The sequence below is a fragment of the Streptomyces sp. NRRL S-350 genome (genome assembly GCF_000719705.1).
Taxonomy (GTDB): Bacteria; Actinomycetota; Actinomycetes; order Streptomycetales; family Streptomycetaceae; genus Kitasatospora.
On record NZ_JOHO01000005.1, the window covers coordinates 125,084 to 141,104 of the forward strand.

The 16,021-nt window shown below is 74.2% G+C and carries 15 protein-coding genes and 3 tRNA genes; 2 read left to right on the plus strand and 16 right to left on the minus strand.

Going from position 1 to position 16,021, the window contains the following annotated elements:
- Positions 1-144: 144 nt before the first annotated feature.
- The 3 genes from IF30_RS0107445 to IF30_RS0107455 all read right to left on the minus strand — a co-directional run bounded on the left by IF30_RS0107445 (position 145) and on the right by IF30_RS0107455 (position 3,300).
- Entirely contained in the window at positions 145-1,440 is a 1,296-nt protein-coding gene (locus IF30_RS0107445) for a hypothetical protein (RefSeq protein ID WP_030233716.1), read from the minus strand.
- A 98-nt stretch (positions 1,441-1,538) separates the two neighbouring features.
- Positions 1,539-1,611: transfer RNA gene (locus IF30_RS0107450), tRNA-Ala, on the minus strand.
- Positions 1,612-1,860: 249 nt separating this feature from the next.
- Positions 1,861-3,300: an MFS transporter gene (locus IF30_RS0107455; protein WP_234322621.1), complete on the minus strand. Its 1,440-nt coding sequence runs from the start codon at positions 3,298-3,300 to the stop codon at positions 1,861-1,863.
- Between the two features lie 103 nt (positions 3,301-3,403).
- On the opposite strand from IF30_RS0107455, the gene IF30_RS0107460 reads away from it, so the two are divergent.
- Entirely contained in the window at positions 3,404-4,300 is an 897-nt protein-coding gene (locus IF30_RS0107460) for a helix-turn-helix transcriptional regulator (RefSeq protein ID WP_107054342.1), read from the plus strand.
- Between the two features lie 65 nt (positions 4,301-4,365).
- Here IF30_RS0107460 and IF30_RS0107465 read toward each other — a convergent pair.
- From IF30_RS0107465 to IF30_RS47565, 8 genes are all read right to left on the minus strand, one after another.
- Positions 4,366-4,438: transfer RNA gene (locus IF30_RS0107465), tRNA-Ala, on the minus strand.
- Between the two features lie 43 nt (positions 4,439-4,481).
- Positions 4,482-4,554, minus strand: a tRNA-Ala gene (locus tag IF30_RS0107470).
- Positions 4,555-4,899: 345 nt separating this feature from the next.
- Positions 4,900-5,550: a histidine phosphatase family protein gene (locus tag IF30_RS0107475; RefSeq protein WP_030233723.1), complete on the minus strand. Its 651-nt coding sequence runs from the start codon at positions 5,548-5,550 to the stop codon at positions 4,900-4,902.
- Entirely contained in the window at positions 5,547-6,005 is a 459-nt protein-coding gene (gene rsfS, locus IF30_RS0107480; RefSeq protein WP_030233727.1) for a ribosome silencing factor, read from the minus strand. Before rsfS ends, IF30_RS0107475 begins: the two co-directional genes overlap by 4 nt.
- A 195-nt stretch (positions 6,006-6,200) precedes the next feature.
- Positions 6,201-8,075 carry a LytR C-terminal domain-containing protein gene (locus IF30_RS0107485; protein WP_037899242.1) on the minus strand — a complete coding sequence of 625 codons (1,875 nt, stop codon included), beginning with the start codon at positions 8,073-8,075 and terminating at the stop codon, positions 6,201-6,203.
- Between the two features lie 41 nt (positions 8,076-8,116).
- On the minus strand, positions 8,117-8,749 hold the full coding sequence (gene nadD / locus IF30_RS0107490; RefSeq protein WP_030233732.1) for a nicotinate-nucleotide adenylyltransferase: 633 nt from the start codon (positions 8,747-8,749) through the stop codon (positions 8,117-8,119).
- 123 nt (positions 8,750-8,872) lie between these two features.
- Positions 8,873-9,028 carry a hypothetical protein gene (locus IF30_RS48565; protein ID WP_167344219.1) on the minus strand — a complete coding sequence of 52 codons (156 nt, stop codon included), beginning with the start codon at positions 9,026-9,028 and terminating at the stop codon, positions 8,873-8,875.
- A gap of 153 nt (positions 9,029-9,181) precedes the next feature.
- The gene (locus tag IF30_RS47565) at positions 9,182-9,328 is read right to left on the minus strand and encodes a hypothetical protein (RefSeq protein ID WP_158834816.1); all 147 of its coding nucleotides are present in this window, start codon (positions 9,326-9,328) and stop codon (positions 9,182-9,184) included.
- A gap of 248 nt (positions 9,329-9,576) precedes the next feature.
- Here IF30_RS47565 and IF30_RS0107505 point away from each other — a divergent pair, with 248 nt between their 5' ends.
- A complete protein-coding gene (locus IF30_RS0107505) occupies positions 9,577-10,665 on the plus strand; it encodes a M48 family metallopeptidase (protein WP_030233736.1) in 1,089 nt (362 codons plus the stop codon).
- Positions 10,666-10,769: 104 nt separating this feature from the next.
- On the opposite strand, the gene IF30_RS0107510 is transcribed toward IF30_RS0107505, so the two are convergent.
- From IF30_RS0107510 to proB, 5 genes are all read right to left on the minus strand, one after another.
- Positions 10,770-11,831 (minus strand): hypothetical protein, encoded by a 1,062-nt coding sequence (locus tag IF30_RS0107510; RefSeq protein WP_030233739.1) that lies wholly within the window; start codon positions 11,829-11,831, stop codon positions 10,770-10,772.
- Between the two features lie 131 nt (positions 11,832-11,962).
- Positions 11,963-12,541, minus strand: a complete 579-nt coding sequence (locus tag IF30_RS0107515) for a hypothetical protein (RefSeq protein ID WP_030233740.1) — start codon at positions 12,539-12,541, stop codon at positions 11,963-11,965.
- 89 nt (positions 12,542-12,630) lie between these two features.
- Positions 12,631-13,953, minus strand: a complete 1,323-nt coding sequence (locus IF30_RS0107520; protein WP_030233743.1) for a glutamate-5-semialdehyde dehydrogenase — start codon at positions 13,951-13,953, stop codon at positions 12,631-12,633.
- Positions 13,954-14,156: 203 nt separating this feature from the next.
- Positions 14,157-14,681 (minus strand): hypothetical protein, encoded by a 525-nt coding sequence (locus IF30_RS0107525; protein WP_030233746.1) that lies wholly within the window; start codon positions 14,679-14,681, stop codon positions 14,157-14,159.
- Between the two features lie 173 nt (positions 14,682-14,854).
- Complete coding sequence (proB, locus tag IF30_RS0107530) at positions 14,855-15,991, minus strand: glutamate 5-kinase (RefSeq protein WP_051709414.1); 1,137 nt, start codon at positions 15,989-15,991, stop codon at positions 14,855-14,857.
- Between the last annotated feature and the right edge of the window lie 30 nt (positions 15,992-16,021).

A 16,021-nucleotide genomic window follows, 5' to 3' on the forward strand; every position in this document is an offset into this window, starting at 1 on the left:
ACGGGCCCGGCCGCCGGCCTCACCGCCCCCACCACCGCCGCCCTCTACCCTCCACCGCCACCGAGCCCCGGCCGCCGCACCCCACCGCCCCGCGCAGCCCCACCGCTCCGCGCGGTCCCCCAGTCCCGCAGCCCCCACCCCACCTCACCTCACCGCAGCCCGCCCCGCCGCGTCGAAGTCCCGCAGCGCCTTCGCCAGCCGCTCCGACTGCATCCCCGCCGCGAGCGAGCGGGCCAGCGCCGCGGTGCGGGCCGCCTCCCGCTGGTCGCCGAGCCGCCGGTGCGTCTCGGCGAGGCGCACCATCAGCAGCGCCTTGGAGCGCGCCCGCCCCGGTCCGAGCCCGGCCACGGCCTCGGCGAGCAGGGCTTTCGCCAGCCGGTGCTGGCCCAGTGCGAGCCGCCCCTCGCCCACCATCCCGGCGAGGGAGGCGCGGGCCTCCTCGGTGCCGGGCACTCCGTCCAGTTCGGCGAAGGCTCGGGCGGCGGCGGCCTCGGCCCGCTGGGCCTCGTCCCGGCGGCCGTAGGCGCGGGCGAGCCGGCCGAGCTGGCGGGCCCGCCCGGTGGGGCTGAGCGTGGCGCCGTGGGCCTCCAGGGCGGTCTCCAGCGCGGAGACGGCGTCCAGGCCGCGCCCGCCCGGGCCCTGGGTGGCGAGTACGACGAGCGCGCCGAGTACGGCGACTCCGAGCCGGGCGTCGCCGCTGACGTGCGCGGCGCGCAGCGCGGCGACGAAGGCGCGCTGGGCGGCGGCGTCGTGGCCGAGGTCGTACGCGGCCCAGCCGGCCAGCCGGGCGAGCCTGCTGGCTGTGCCGTACAGCTCGCGTCCGAGCCGTTCGTCGTAGGCGCCGAGTTCCAGCAGTTTGGCCAGCATGGCGAGTTCGGCGCGGGTGGGGCCGAGGACGAGGCCGCCGCCGCAGGAGCGTTCGAGCCGCTGTTTGCTGCGGTAGGACAGGCCGAGTTCGCCGACCAGGGCGGCCTCGACGCGCAGTGCGCCCTCGCCGCCGGCGACGGGCGGCGGCGGGGAGGCGAGCAGGGCGGCGGCCTGGTCGAGGTCGGCGTTGCGGAACAGGTCGGTGAGGCGGACCGGTCCGGCGTCGGTGGCGGCTTCGCGCAGCGCGGTCTGGGCGTTGTCGGCGGTCCACGGGTCGGTGAGCAGCCGGGGCGAGAGGATCTTGGCGCCGCGGTGGCCGCCCATCCGGCCCCAGAGCTGTTCGTAGGTGACGGCGATGCCGAGGGTGCGGCTGAGGACCTCGCAGACCGCCTGGTCGTGCGGGCTGCGCGGCACCATGCCGCGGTCGCGCCACTTGTACGGGGCGGTGGAGCTGATGGACAGGCCCGGGGGCAGGGCGAGGCTCACCTCACGGGCGAGCCGTTCCGGGCTCCAGCCGAGTTGGTGGAGTATCCGGGCCAGTTCCTCGTTCCGCCTTCGCTCCAGATCGGCCATGGCACGACGGTAGCGGGATTGCGGGTGGTCCCGCCGGTGGCATGGGCGAAACGGCGAAGAGCCGCCTCCCGTTTCCGGAAGGCGGCTCTCGACTGCTGTGGAGCTATGGGGAATTGAACCCCAGACCTCTTGCATGCCATGCAAGCGCTCTACCAACTGAGCTATAGCCCCTCGACCTGCGATGTCACCGGGGGTTTCGGTCGTTTCCTTCCGGTTTCCCTCGGCGACATCGACTACTTTACACGGTTCGGGGCGTGCTCCAGAAATCCGTTTCCGGGGGGCCGCTTCCCGCCCCCTGCCGCGCGCCCCTGCGCGCCGTCTCCCCCCTCCTCACCGCAGCGCTCACCTCCTCCCCGCAGCGCGCCTCCCCACCGCAACGCAGCTCCCCACCGCTCCCCCGCCGGCCTACGCACCGCCCGCCTACCGCACCGCCCGCCGGCTGCGCGCGGCGAAGCCCGCGGCGGCGGCCACCGCGACGGCGTTGACCAGCAGGGTGGTCTGCAGCGCGTGCCCCGAGGCGGCGGCCGGCGCCGGCAGGTCGACCTGCCCGAGGAAGACCGAGCCGAGCACCGCGACTCCGATCACCTGCCCGAGCTGGATGACCGTCACCATGACGCCGCTGGCGTCGGCCGCGTCCTCGGGCGCCACCCCCGCGAGCGCCCGGGCGAACAGCGGTGCGTACGCGCAGCCGGCGATCAGGCCGAGCGAGGCCATCTCGACGAGCGGCCCCGGCCCGATCTCCGCGCCGCCGCCGAGCATCGTCCCGAGCAGCAGGTAGCCGCCGCCGAGCAGGACGCCGGCGAGTGTCGGCAGGGCCGCGTGCGTCCGGCCGGGCAGCCGGTGCCAGTGCATGCTGGACAGGCCGAAGCCGATCGCGACGGGTGCCGAGCAGAGCCCGGCCCTGAGCGCGGTGTGGCCGAGCCCGGCCTGCTGGTGCAGGGCGAAGGCGAACATGAAGCCGGCGAAGGCGGCCATGATCGCGAAGAGTCCGGCGGCGGCCGGGCGCAGCCCGGGGGCGCGCAGCACCCGCCCGGGGATGAGCGGCTGTCCGCCGCGTCGGGCGATCCGGCGTTCGACCGCCACGAACAGGCCGAGGAGCAGCACGCTGCCGGCGATCATCGCCCAGCCCCAGGCGGGCCAGCCGAGTTCGTGGCCGAGGACGAGCGGCACCACGAGCAGGCCGAGTGCCGCGCCGAGCACCACCAGGCCGGGGATGTCGAAGCCGCGCGAGGCGTCGCCGGGCAGCCGGGGCAGCAGTCGGGCGCCGGCGGCCAGCAGCAGCACTCCGATCGGCACGTTGACGAGGAACACCGGCCGCCAGCCACTGCCGAGGAGGTCGGCGCTGACGAGCACGCCGCCGAGCACCTGGCCGAGTGCCATGCCGCCGGCCAGTACCGCCGAGTAGAGGCCGAGGGCCCGGGTGCGGGCGGCGCCGGTGAAGGTGCGTTGCAGCAGGCTCATCACCTGGGGCACCATCAGCGCCGATCCGGCGCCCTGGAGCAGCCGGAAGGCGATCAGCCAGCCGGTGGAGGGGGCGAGGCCGCAGGCCAGCGAGGCGGCGGTGAAGGCGGCCAGGCCGAGTTGGAAGAGCCGGCTGTAGCCGTAGCGGGCGCCCAGCCGGGCCCCGGTGATGAGCAGGACGGCGTAGGCGATGGTGTAGCCGGCGATCACGAGTTGCAGGGCGGCGCCGGAGGCGCCGAGGTCGGTCCGGATGGTGGGTACGGCGACGTTGACGATGGAGACGTCGAGCACGGCCATGAACTGGCCGCACAGGACGAGCGCGAGGAGGAGCCCGGGGCGTACGGCCGGGGCCCCGGTGGTGCCTGCGGCCGCGCCGGGCCGCATCTGAAGGTCCGTCATGGGGGCAAGCCTGCGGCCGTGCCGGTACTGGTGGTTAGAGCCTGCTGATCCTGGTACTGGCAGCACCTGTATCGCCTGCCGGGCCTGCGGCACGATGGTGGCCATGACCGTCCTGGAGGAACAGCCCACTGCCGCGGGCGGGCGCGACCGCCGCCGTACAGAGCTGGCCCGCTTCCTGAAGGCCTGCCGGGCGCGGGTCTCGCCGGAGGATGTGGGGCTGCCGCCGGGGCTGCGCCGCCGTACGCCGGGGCTGCGGCGCGAGGAGGTCGCGCAGCTCGCCGGGGTCGGGGTGACGTGGTACACGTGGCTGGAGCAGGGGCGGCCCATCAATGCGAGCGAGCAGGTGCTGCTGGCGGTGGCGCGGGCGCTGCGGCTGGACGGCACCGAGCGGGAGCACCTGTTCCGGCTGGCCGGGGTGTCCGCGTCGCGGCAGGCGCGGTCGGCTGCGCCGGAGCTGAGCCCGTCGATCCAGGTGATCCTTGACTCGTTGGCGCCGATGCCGGCGGCGGTCTCCAACACCCGGTTCGACGTGCTGAGCTACAACGGGCCGTACCGCTCGCTGTTCGGCACCGAGCGGATGCGCCCGTCCCGGGGGGTGGCCTTCAACAGCCTGTGGTGCATGCTGACCGCTCCGGCTTGCTGCAACCCGTGCGAGAACCGGGACGAGGCGCTGCCGCGGATGGTGGCGGTGTTGCGCTCGGCCTACGGCAAGCACGTGGGCGAGCCGGCCTGGGAGGAGCACGTGCAGCGGCTGTCGACGCGCAGCGAGCTGTTCCGGGAGCTGTGGGACCGCCAGGAGGTCGCGCCGCCCGAGACGTGGCTGCGGCTGTTCCGGCACCCGGAGGTCGGGGTGCTGCGGCTGAACGCCACCTATCTGACGATGCCGGGCGTGCCGGAGTGCTACATCGTGGTGTACGTGCCGGTGGGGCCGGAGGACCGGGAGCGGGTGGAGCGGCTCAACTCGCTGCCGCCGGGCGGGTGGACGCACATCTGCGAGTAGCGGGGCCGTGGGGCCGGAACGCCGGGAGGCCGCCACCCGATGGGTGACGGCCTCCCGAACTGCTGTGGAGCTATGGGGAATTGAACCCCAGACCTCTTGCATGCCATGCAAGCGCTCTACCAACTGAGCTATAGCCCCGCGACACGGACGACCCTGGCTGACCACGACCGCCGATGCGGAGTGGAGCTATGGGGAATTGAACCCCAGACCTCTTGCATGCCATGCAAGCGCTCTACCAACTGAGCTATAGCCCCGCACTCACCGGGTTTCCCGCTTCCCTTCCGGGCCGCGTTCCCTCTGTGCGAACGAGGAAGACTCTAGCTGGTCAGGCCCGGAACTGCGAAATCCGCCCCTTCGAGGCCCGCCGGCAGCACCGCGCCGCACCCGCAGCCCGCCCCGGCACCGCACCGCAGCACGCCCGGCAGGACCCCGCAGGACCTCGCAGCACGCCTCCGCACGCCACAGCACGAAACAGCACGCCACAGCACCCGCAGGATCCGCGGACCGGGCCGCCACCCGGCCGGGACAGCTCGACCGCCCCCACCGGGACAGTCCAGCCACCCCCACCGCGACACCTCGGCCACGCTTGCCGGAACCGCTCAGGTGTCGTCGCCGATGACCGGCTGCGGCAGCGTGCCCGCGTTGTGCTCCAGCAGGCGCCAGCCGCGTGCGCCCTGGCCGAGGACCGACCAGCAGCAGTTGGACAGCCCGCCGAAGCACTCCCAGCGGACCGGCTCCAGGTCGAGCAGCCGTCCGAGCATGGTGCGGATCGTCCCGCCGTGGCTGACCACGACGAGGGTGCCGTCCTCCGGCAGCTTGGCGGCGGCCTCCAGGACCACGGGCACCGAGCGGTCGGCGACCTCGGTGGCCAGTTCGCCGCCACCGCCACGCCGCACCGGCTCGCCGACCGCCCAGGCCGCGTACTCCTCCGGGTAGCGCTCGCGGATCTCCGCGTTGGTCAGGCCCTGCCAGGAGCCCGCGTACGTCTCCCGCAGGCCCTCGTGGTGGGTCACGTCGAGCCCGGTGACCTTGGCCAGCTCCTCGGCGGTGCGCCGGGCGCGCTTGAGGTCCGAGGAGATCAGCAGGTCGGGGCGGAGCCCGGAGAGCAGCCGGGCCGCCCGCTGGGCCTGCAGAACGCCCTGGCCGGTCAGCTCGATGTCCGTGGTGCCCTGGAAGCGCGATTCGAGGTTCCAGGCGGTCTGGCCGTGCCGCCAGAAGACGATGCGCGGGCCTCGCGCGCCGCGGCTCAGTGCAGGTCCTCGGGCTTGCCGAAGTCGTCGGCCGGGGCGACGGCGTTGCCGGCCTGGTCGGTGTGCGCGTCGGGGCGGTTGCGCGAGGCCACGGCGTCCTCGGGCAGCGGCAGCTCGGGGCAGTCCTTCCAGAGCCGGTCCAGCGAGTAGAAGGAGCGCTCCTCGGAGTGCTGGACGTGCACGACGATGTCGAGGTAGTCGAGCAGGATCCAGCGGCCCTCGCGCTCGCCCTCGCGGCGCACCGGCTTGATGTCCAGCTGCTCGCGCAGCTGGTCCTCGATCTCCTCGGCGATCGAGCGGACCTGGCGGTCGTTGTTCGCGGAGGCGATCAGGAAGGCGTCGGTGATCGACAGCACCTCGCTGACGTCGAAGGCGATGATGTTGTGCGCGAGCTTGTCGGCCGCCGCCTGGGCGGCGACGGTGATGAGCTGCTGGCTGTGGTCGGTGACGGTCACGGTGTTCTTCCGGCTCGGCGGCTTGGGGCGGCGACCCGGCACGTGGCCGGGGTCGCCTTCCAGGATCTCACGCCGCCCGGGCGGGCCCGGAACCGTTTTCCGGGGCCGGCCGGGCGCCGCGCCGCCCCGGGCCCGGCCGCCGTGGCCGGGCCTCCCGGGCTGGGGCCGCCACCCGGCGGACCGCCCCGTGCCCGGCTACTGGGTCTTCGGTGCCTGGTAGTCCTTGCCGAGCACGACCAGCAGGTCCGCGTTCTGGGTGTCGCCGGTCACCTTCTTCACCGCCGAGTCCGGCAGGCCGAGACTGGTCGCCAGGGACTTCGCGGCGCCCTGGCGGGCGTCGTCGGTGTAGCGGATCTCACTGGCGGTCTGCGCGGCGGTCTTGGCGCCGCCCGGGATGAAGGTCAGGCCGGAGTTGACGATCTGGACCTGCGCCGCGGCCGCCGCCGCGTCGTTGCCGCTGGCGTCCTGCAGCGCGACCCGGGCCGGGGCGGTGCCGCCGGTCGCGGACTTCACGGCGCCGCCCAGCACGTCCTTGACCTGCTTGCCCGCGGTGGCCTCGTCCAGGCTGCCGTCCGGCTTGACGGTCAGCGCGGTGGTGCCGAAGTGGCCGTCCTTCGCCTGCTGGGCGAGCTGGGCGAGCACCCCGGCGAGGGCGTCCTCGGGCAGCGACGGGTCGAGCACCGCGTTCATCCGGTGCACGTCGTCCTTGGCGTCCTTGAACTCGGTCGGCATGGTGCGCACCACCGCGTCCATGACCTGCCCGAACCGGGCCAGCTGGGCGTCCCGGTTCTCGCCGGGGTTCTGCAGGGTGGCGTACGCGACCGCGGCCTTCCCGCTGAGCATGGTGTTCTTCCCGGCCGCCGAGAGCAGTTTGCCGTCCGGCTTGCCGCCCTCGTGGGTCTCGGCGTTGGTGTCCACCCGGACGCCGCCGAGCTGGGAGACCAGCAGTTCCAGGTACGGGGTGTCCAGCCGCCAGGTGCCGGCCACCGGGGCGCCGAGCACGGTGGACAGGCCGTCGCGGGTCGCCGAGGCGCCGATGGTGTCCATGGCCTGGCCGACGGTGGTGACCGGCGGGTCGCCGGGGTTGGGCAGCCGCAGGTTGTCGGGCAGCAGCAGCACGGTGCCCTTCTTGCCGGAGGCGTCGTCGACGAGCAGCGCGCTGGACACCTTGCCCTGCAGGTCGCGCAGGTGGACGACGTTGACCTGCCGGCCGCCGGCCGCGCCGGCCGCGGTCGGCTTGCCGCCGGTGAACCACAGGTAGCCGCCGACGCCGCCCGCGGCGAGCGCCACCACCACACCGAGGCCGATCAGCCGGTTGCGCAGCTTGCGCCGGCGCTCGGCGCGGACCTCGCTGCGGGACTCGGCGAACTTCAGCCAGTCGATGACGTCCTCGGTCTCCTCCGCCTCCTCGTCGACGAAGGTGAACTCGCCCGTGGTGTAGCTGTCCCTGGGCGTCTTGCTGCCGGCCTTGCCGGAGCGCGCCCCGGCGACCTGCTCGGACGGCGCGGCGGGCTTGGCCGGCGCCGCCTCCGCGGCGGGCCGGGGCGCCCGGGGGCGCGGTGGCACGGGCGCGGCGGGCTCCGGCCGCGGCTCGGCGACGACGGGCTCGGCGACGACGGGCTCGGCGACGACGGGCTCGGCAGCGACCGGGGCAGCGGCCTGGTACGGCTGCTGGTACCCCTCGTACCCGTCGTACCCGTCGTTCCCCTGGTACGCCTGCTGCTGGTAGCCGCCGTACGGCTCCTGCTGGTACACCGGCTGCCCGTACTGGTCGTACTGCTGCGGCTGCCCGTACTGGTCGTACTGGTCGTACTGCTGCGGCGGGAACTGCCCGGCCTGCTGGTACCCCTCGTACCCGTCGTTCCCCTGCTGCCCCTGCTGCCCCTGCTGCTGGTAGTTCCCGTACGGCTCCTGCTGGTACACCGGCTGCCCGTACTGGTCGTACTGCTGCGGCTGCTCGTACGACTCGTACTGCTGCTGGTGCTGCGGGTGCCGGTACGCCTGGTACGGCTGCTGGTACTGCCCGGTGGACCAGTCCTCCGGCTGCTGTCCGCCGTTGCGATCGCTCATCCGCCCACCTCGCTTCGCTCGCTCACTGCCCCGCTCCCGGCTCAGGTCCCGCGCGGCGCGTACAGCGCCCGCTTGTCGATGTAACGGACCACGCCGTCCGGGACGAGGTACCAGACCGGCTCGCCCTTGGCGACCCGGTTGCGGCAGTCCGTGGAGGAGATGGCCAGTGCCGGGACCTCCACCAGGGAGACGCCGCCCACCGGGAGCCCGGCGTCCGACAGAGTGTGCCCGGGGCGGGTGCATCCGATGAAGTGGGCCAGCGAGAAGAGTTCGTCGGAGTCGCGCCAGGACAGGATCTGGGCGAGCGCGTCGGCGCCGGTGATGAAGAAGAGGTCGGCGTCCGGGTGCAGGGCGTGCAGGTCGCGCAGGGTGTCGACGGTGTAGGTCGGGCCCTCGCGGTCGATGTCGATCCGGCTGACCGAGAACTGCGGGTTCTCGGCGGTGGCGATGACCGTCATCAGGTAGCGGTCCTCGGCCGGGGTGACGTGGCGGTCGCTCTTCTGCCACGGCTGTCCGGTCGGGACGAAGATCACCTCGTCCAGGTGGAACGCGCTCGCCACCTCGCTGGCGGCGACCAGGTGGCCGTGGTGGATCGGGTCGAAGGTGCCGCCCATCACGCCGAGGCGCTTCTTCACCGGTACCGGTCCGCCGGGATTCCCGGCCTGCTCTCCCATGCCGCCACACCTTACGCGACGCCCGTTACGGTGCGGGAACGCCCGGGTGGGGGTTGTCCGCAGATGCGTGAGGGAGCGGCCGGCCGGTGGCCGGACGCTCCCCTGGCGGTCCGCGGAGCGGGCTCAGCGGTCCCGGTTGAAGCGGGTGGTGACGAAGAGCAGGAGCAGCAGGATCACCAGGGCGGCGCCACCCGTCAGGAGCGGGTTCAGGCTGTCGTGGTTGCCCCCCTCGCCCTCGGCGAGCAGGTTCAGAACGGGAAGTGCGGCGGCAGTGCTCATGGTCGGCGGGACCTTCTCGGCTCGGTGAACGGACCAGGGGGTTGTTCCGGGCCGTCGGGGGCCCACCCGCCATCGTACGGGGGGTGGCGCGGCAACCGCTCGGCGGCCCACCGCCGTTGACCGGCCGTGAGCGGACGCGTGCCGCTTCCCGCTCTAGTTGCCGCGGAAGGCGCGGGCCATGACCCAGACCAGCAGGCCGATGCCCACGAAGGAGGCGACCACGATGATGCGCAGGAAGAGGCCCGGGCCGGCCTCGTCGGAGATGGGCGCGGCCAGGCTGACAAGCGTGTCGGTGGACATTGCGGGGCTCCTCGAACTGCTCGGTACCGCGGCCGGGTCCGGTCTCGGTCGTCCAGGGCATTCAGGGTAAACCGGCCTCACACCGGCACCCTCCACCGGCCCCTGTGGCGTGGCCGGGCCCGCCCGTACGCCGCGCCCGGGGACGAGTACGCAACCGCGGACGTTGCACAGACAGTCGTTGCAGGCGAAGACCAGCGGGGGGCCGGCCAGCGGGCCCGGGCCGCCGTCGACCAGGAGGTACCCAGACCATGACCGACACGACCGCGAAGACCCCGAGCCGCCGCCGCGAGCGTTTCCCCGGCATCTCCACCCGGGCCTGGGAGCACCCGGCGGACCGCTCGGCGCTGGTCGCCCTGCGCAAGCTGTCCGGCTTCGACGACATCCTGAAGAAGCTCGCCGGCCTGGTCTCCGAGCGCGCGATCCGGCTGATGTTCCTGGCCACCGCCGTGAAGACCTCCGAGCGCCAGTTCCCCGAGCTGTACGGCATGGTGCGCGACGCCGCCTACGTCCTCGACCTGGAGCAGGTCCCGGACCTGTACGTGACCCAGGACCCGACGGTCAACGCGTTCACCATCGGCATCGACACCCCGATCATCGTGGTCACCAGCGGCCTGGTCGAACTGCTCGACGAGGAGGAGCTGCGCTCGGTCATCGGCCACGAGGTCGGCCACGCGATGTCCGGCCACGCGGTCTACCGGACGATGCTGATGATCCTCACCAACATCGCCACCCGGATCGCCTGGGTGCCGCTCGGCAACCTGGCGATCACCGCCGTCATCACCGCGCTCAAGGAGTGGTTCCGCAAGGCGGAGCTGTCCAGCGACCGGGCGGGCCTGCTCGCCGGGCAGGACCTCCAGGCGTCCATGCGGGCCCTGATGAAGCTGGCCGGCGGGCACAACCTGGCCGAGATGAACGTCGATGCCTTCCTCGAGCAGGCCGAGGAGTACGAGAAGGCCGGCGACCTGCGCGACGGCGTGCTCAAGCTGCTGCAGGTGCTGCCGCAGACCCACCCGTTCGCGGTGGTCCGGGTCGCCCAGCTGAAGAAGTGGGCGGAGAGCGACGAGTACCGCTCGATCACGGCGGGTGCCTACCCGCGCCGCGCGGACGACCCGGACGCCTCGGTCGGCGAGCAGTGGAAGGCTGCGGCCGACCACTACACGACCTCGGTGAAGGAGAGCAAGGACCCGCTGATGGGCCTGCTGCGGGACGTCGCCGGCGGCGCAGCGACGGTCGGCGGCAAGCTCCGCGACACCTTCACCGGCGCCGCCCGCGGCGCCGCGAACGGCTCGAACGGCTCGAACGGCTCGACGGGCTCGAACGACCGCGGCGACGGCTAACCCTTGACCCCGACCGCCGCCCCCTGAGCCCTGCCGGCCGAACGGCCCGCCGAGGCTGCCGACGGCCGGCGACCCGCCCCGGGTCGCCGGCCGTCCGCGCGTCGTCAGCTCCCCGCCAGCACTCCGCACACCTGCCAGGCCGGCCGCGCGTGGTTGCCGGGGTCGATCGCGCCCGGCGGCGCGACGGCCGTGCCCTGCGCGGTGGCCAGCACCGGCTGCAGGAAGCCCGCCATCGAGGTGCCGCAGGGCTCCGGTCCGGCCTGCAGCACCGAGTCGACCAGCCGCAGCTGCGCCGAGGCGAGGTCGACCCGGTCGAACTGGAAGGTGAGCTGCCGCCGCACGGTCTCCAGGGTGACGGGTGCTCCGGCCGGGGCTCCGGCGGGCTTCAGGGCGTAGACGAAGGTGTGGTCGGTGGTGATCTGGAGAGTCCCGCTGTCCACGTCGTCGATCCGCATCGCGCCGACCACCTTCACGGTGTCGGAGGCCAGCGCGACCTGCGCCGGGTCGAAGCGCACCACCCAGCCCGTCGTCGCGTGGTGCCGGTCGTCCACCGGCTGGGTCACGCTCGCGTCGAACTCCGCCTGCTCACCGGGGGTGATGAAGGAGCGGACGTCCGCGGTCGCGCCCTGCACCAGGGCGGCCGGGGAGAGCGAGGAGGCGACCAGGTAGCGCTGGACGGTGTCGAGCGCCTTGGTCACCTCGACCCGGCTGAAGTGCTCGGTGGAGGCGCCGGCCGGGGTGTTCAGCCCGGTCGCGCCGTCCCCGTACCCGGTCGGCAGCGCGGCGAACGGGTCGGCCGGGTCGCCCACCGGGTGCACGGCCGAAGCCGGGCTCAACGCCACGAGGCTGACGGTCAGTTGGCTGCCCTCGGGCCGGGCCGGCAGGCCCTTCGGCGAGCTGATCCCGAAGTACACCGCGGCCCCGAAGGCGAGCAGGATGAGCAGCAGCAGGGCGAGCGCCTGGCGCGGCACGGTGCCCAGCCGGCCGAGCCGCACCCGGTGCCGGGTGGCCTTGCCGAAGGAGCCGGCCAGCCGCTCCCGGGCGGACAGTTCCTGGATCCGGGCAGCCCGGACGAACGATTCGTCGAACACGACGGACCGGAATTCGTCCTCGTTGCCGGAACCGCCCTCGGGCGTACCCTCAGGAGGCTCTCGCGGGTCACCCATAACACCAGGGTAGGCGGACGCCCGCGCCTCCACGAGGGCCCGTGCGCAGATTCCCGGGGACGCTCCGTGACAGGCCGCCCGGGGGCGTACGCCCGCGCGGCATCCGAGCCGGTGACCGATCGCGGCAGCGGCTAGCCCGCGCGTGCGGTGACCGCCGGCGACGGCTCGGCCGGCCGCGGGTCGACCCCGGCGCTGCTGCTCCCGGACTGCGGTCTGCGGGGCGCGCCCGGGGAGCCGCCCACGCCCTGGTAGATCGCCGCGACCGCGACCGCCACCAGGCTCACGCCCATGATCACGGCGAGCACCCAGGCCACCGGCCGGTGCCAGCGCTGCTGGGCGACGTACCGGCCGCGGGCGCGCACCGGGTCGTAGCCGCGCCGCCACCGGCGCCGGCCCTGGCGGCCGACCGGCCGGCCCGGGCCCGACCACGGGTCGGGGTAGAGGTGGTCCGCGTCGAGTCCGGTCGGGTACGGGCGCAGCTCCAGCGGCAGCCCGTCACCGGCCTGGACGTCATGGCCCCACCCCGGTCCCGCGCCGTCCGACTCGAACCGGGCCTCGGCGGCGGCGAGTCGCCGCTCCTTGGCGGTCGGCTCGTGCACGGCGGCGGACCGGACGAAGGCCTCATCGAAGACCACGGTGGCGAACTCGTCGTCCGCACCACCGTGGTCGGCGCCGTCGGGGTACGGCAAGCCCCCCACATCCTCAGCCACGGATTCAGCGTATTACCGGCCGGGCGTTTTGTCTGTGGCTCCCGGCAGTTGGTCCGTCACCCGTGTGACGGCCCGGCCGCCCGCCGCGCTCAGCGGGCGGCCGGGGCCCCGCCGACGGTCTGCGTCGCCTCGCCGCGGACGTGGCCGTCACCAGTGACGATGTACTTGGTGCTGGTCAGCTCGGGCAGGCCCATCGGGCCGCGGGCGTGCAGCTTCTGGGTGGAGATGCCGATCTCCGCGCCGAAGCCGAACTCACCGCCGTCGGTGAAACGGGTGGAGGCGTTGACGGCCACGGTGGTGGAGTCGACCAGCCGGGTGAAGCGCCGGGCGGCGGCCTGCGAGGTGGTGACGATCGCCTCGGTGTGGCCGGAGGACCAGCGGCGGATGTGCTCGACGGCGGCCTCCAGCGAGGGCACCACGGCCGCGGCCAGGTCCAGCGAGAGGTACTCGGCGCCCCAGTCCTCGTCGGTCGCGGGCACCACGGTGGCCGGCCCGCCCTCGGCGGCCTTGAGCACCGCCTCGTCGCCGTGCACGGTCACCCCGGCCTCGGCCAGGGCGGCCAGCGCGAGCGGCAGGAAGGCGTCCGCGACGTCCTGGTGGACGAGCAGCGTCTCGGCCGCGTTGCAGACGCTGACCCGCTGCGCCTTGGAGTTCAGCAGGATGCCGACGGCCATCGCCAGGTCGGTCTCGGCGTCCACGTAGACGTGGCAGTTGCCGGTGCCGGTCTCGATGACCGGCACGGTCGAGCCCTCGACCACGGTGCGGATCAGCGAGGCGCCGCCCCGCGGGATCAGCACGTCGACGTGGCCGCGGGCGCGCATCAGTTCCTGCACGGAGTCGCGGCTCTCGCCCGGCACCAGCTGGATCGCGTCGGCGGGCAGCCCGGCCGCGGCGACGGCGTCCCGCAGGACGGCGACCAGCGCGGTGTTGGAGCGGTAGGCGGAGGCCGAGCCGCGCAGCAGCACCGCGTTGCCGGACTTGAGGCAGAGCGCGGCGGCGTCCACGGTGACGTTCGGCCGGGCCTCGTAGATGATGCCGACCACGCCGAGCGGCACCCGGACCTGCCGGACGTCCAGGCCGTTCGGCAGGGTGTAGCCGCGCACCACCTCGCCGACCGGGTCGGGCAGGCCGACGACGTCGCGCACGTCGGAGGCGATGGCGGCGATCCGCTCGTCGGTGAGGGTGAGCCGGTCGATCACCGATTCGGCCGTCCCGGCCTCCCGGGCCCGGGCCACGTCCTCGGCGTTGGCCGCGACGATCTCGGCGCTGCGGGCCACCAGGGCGTCCGCGATCGCCAGCAGCGCGGCGTCCTTCGCCCTGCGCGGCAGCGGGGCGAGCGCGGCGGCGGCCTCCCGGGCTCGGCGCGCTACGGCGAGGACGGGGCTGTCGGCGGTGGGGAGATCGCTGGTCATGCCACCAAGGGTAGCGACTGCGCCCGCCCCGCCCGGGCGCCGTTTCGGCCGGTGAGACACCACCGCGAGACCCCGGTGCGGCCGCGCACCGACCCGGCTGCGGCCCGACCCCTGCGACCCGACCCGGCCGCGCCCCGACCCGGCCGCGCCCCGACCCTGCGACCCGACCCGGCGGGGCCGCAGCCGCCCGGACGGCGACCGGCTCAGTACGGGTGCACCCCGCCCAGGTGCGGCGTCGGGTTGCCGAAGCCCTCGGCCACCCGCTTGTGGTAGGTCGCCCGGTCGACGACCTCCAGCCCGACGATCTCCCACGGCGGCAGGTTCGCGGTGACCTTGTGCTCGCCCCACAGCCGTAGCGCGATCGCCGCCGCGTCGTGCAGGTCCCGGGCCTGTTCCCAGTACCGGATCTCCGCGTGGTCGGCCGCGTAGCGGGCGGTCAGGAAGAACGAGTGGTCGTGCGCCAGCCGCTCCAGTGAGGCGCGCAGCGAGGTCAGCGGGGTGACCTGCCCGGCCACGCTCAGCACCACGTGCCACAGCCGCGCCTGCTCGGGCACGGTGGGCGGCTGCGCGGAGTCCGTGCGCTGCGGCCGCACCCTGCGCGCCTCGCCGGGCCCCTGGGGCGGCGGACCGGCCGGCTCGGCGGGGGCGTCCCCGCGTCCGCCGTCGATGCTGGTCAGCCGCCGGCCCGCCGTCCTTCCGGTCAGCGCTGCCTCGCGCCTGCGTTCCACCGGCGGCCTCCTGTTCGGCGATGTCCTGTCGTCCCCCACCGTCCCCGCCGGCCCTCGGCCGACCGGTACGGCTGCGTCCCTCCTCGCCCGTGGCCGGGCCGCTCCCGGTACGGAGCGGCCCGTCGTCCGCGCTGCGCCGATCGGCCGGCGGCCGGTGCCGGCCTGCGGGCCGGTCAGCCGCGCAGAACGACCAGGTCGTCGCGGTGGACGACCTCGCGCTCGTACGCGGCGCCGAACTCCTGGGCCAGGTCGCGGGTGGACCGGCCGAGCAGGCGGGGCAACTCCCTCGCATCAAAGTTGACCAGTCCGCGAGCCACGATGTGGCCGTTTTCGGCAAGAAGGTCCACCGGATCACCCGCGGCGAAGTCCCCGTCGACCTTGGTGACCCCGGCCGGCAGCAGCGAGGCGCCGCCGGAGACGACCGCCTCGACGGCGCCCGCGTCCAGGTGCAGGGTGCCGCGCGGGCTGCTCGCGTGGGCCAGCCAGAGCAGCCGGTCGGAGGTGCGGGCGCCGGTGCGCGCGAAGAGCGTGCCGGTGGGGCGGCCGGCCAGCGCGTCGGCGGCCTGGCTGGCCGCGGTGAGCACGACCGGGATGCCCGCGCCGGTGGCGATCCGGGCCGCCTCGACCTTGGTGACCATGCCTCCGGTGCCGACTCCGGCCTTGCCGGCGCTGCCGATCTCGATGCCGTCGAGGTCGTGCGGGCCGTCCACCCGGGCGATCCGGCTGGTGCCGGGGCGGGACGGGTCGCCGTCGTAGAGGCCGTCCACGTCGGAGAGCAGCACCAGCAGGTCGGCCCGGACGAGGTGGGCGACCAGCGCGGCGAGCCGGTCGTTGTCGCCGAACTTGATTTCGGCGGTGGCGACGGTGTCGTTCTCGTTGACGATCGGCATCGCGCCCATCGCCAGCAGCTGGTCCAGGGTGCGGTAGGCGTTGCGGTAGTGCGCGCGCCGGCTGGCGTCCTCGGCGGTGAGCAGCACCTGGCCGACCCGGATGCCGTACCGGGCGAAGGAGGCGGTGTACCGGGCGACCAGCAGTCCCTGGCCGACGCTGGCGGCGGCCTGCTGTCGGGCCAGGTCCTTGGGCCGCCTCTCCAGGCCGAGGGGGGCGAGCCCGGCAGCGATGGCGCCGGAGGAGACGAGGACGACTTCCGGCGCCTCGGGGCGGTTGCGCACCTTGGCGAGGGCGTCCACCAGGGCGTCGACGCGGTCGGCGTCCAGGCCGCCGGCTGCCGTGGTGAGTGAGGAGGAGCCGACCTTGACCACGATCCGCCGTGCGGTCAGCACCTCCTCCCGCAGATGGTCCTGGCTCATCTCGCTGTACGCCCTTCCGGTGTGGTGCGG

Bases quoted from the DNA above. Each gene is read 5' to 3' on its own strand.
- IF30_RS0107505 (WP_030233736.1), top strand. From the start codon at position 9,577: ATGACCGACACGACCGCGAAGACCCCGAGCCGCCGCCGCGAGCGTTTC.
- IF30_RS0107445 (WP_030233716.1), bottom strand. From the start codon at position 1,440: ATGGCCGATCTGGAGCGAAGGCGGAACGAGGAACTGGCCCGGATACTC.
- IF30_RS48565 (WP_167344219.1), bottom strand. From the start codon at position 9,028: ATGAGCACTGCCGCCGCACTTCCCGTTCTGAACCTGCTCGCCGAGGGC.
- IF30_RS0107520 (WP_030233743.1), bottom strand. From the start codon at position 13,953: ATGACCAGCGATCTCCCCACCGCCGACAGCCCCGTCCTCGCCGTAGCG.
- proB (WP_051709414.1), bottom strand. From the start codon at position 15,991: ATGAGCCAGGACCATCTGCGGGAGGAGGTGCTGACCGCACGGCGGATC.
- IF30_RS0107485 (WP_037899242.1), bottom strand. From the start codon at position 8,075: ATGAGCGATCGCAACGGCGGACAGCAGCCGGAGGACTGGTCCACCGGG.
- IF30_RS0107460 (WP_107054342.1), top strand. From the start codon at position 3,404: ATGACCGTCCTGGAGGAACAGCCCACTGCCGCGGGCGGGCGCGACCGC.
- IF30_RS0107510 (WP_030233739.1), bottom strand. From the start codon at position 11,831: ATGGGTGACCCGCGAGAGCCTCCTGAGGGTACGCCCGAGGGCGGTTCC.
- IF30_RS47565 (WP_158834816.1), bottom strand. From the start codon at position 9,328: ATGTCCACCGACACGCTTGTCAGCCTGGCCGCGCCCATCTCCGACGAG.
- nadD (WP_030233732.1), bottom strand. From the start codon at position 8,749: ATGGGAGAGCAGGCCGGGAATCCCGGCGGACCGGTACCGGTGAAGAAG.
- IF30_RS0107455 (WP_234322621.1), bottom strand. From the start codon at position 3,300: ATGACGGACCTTCAGATGCGGCCCGGCGCGGCCGCAGGCACCACCGGG.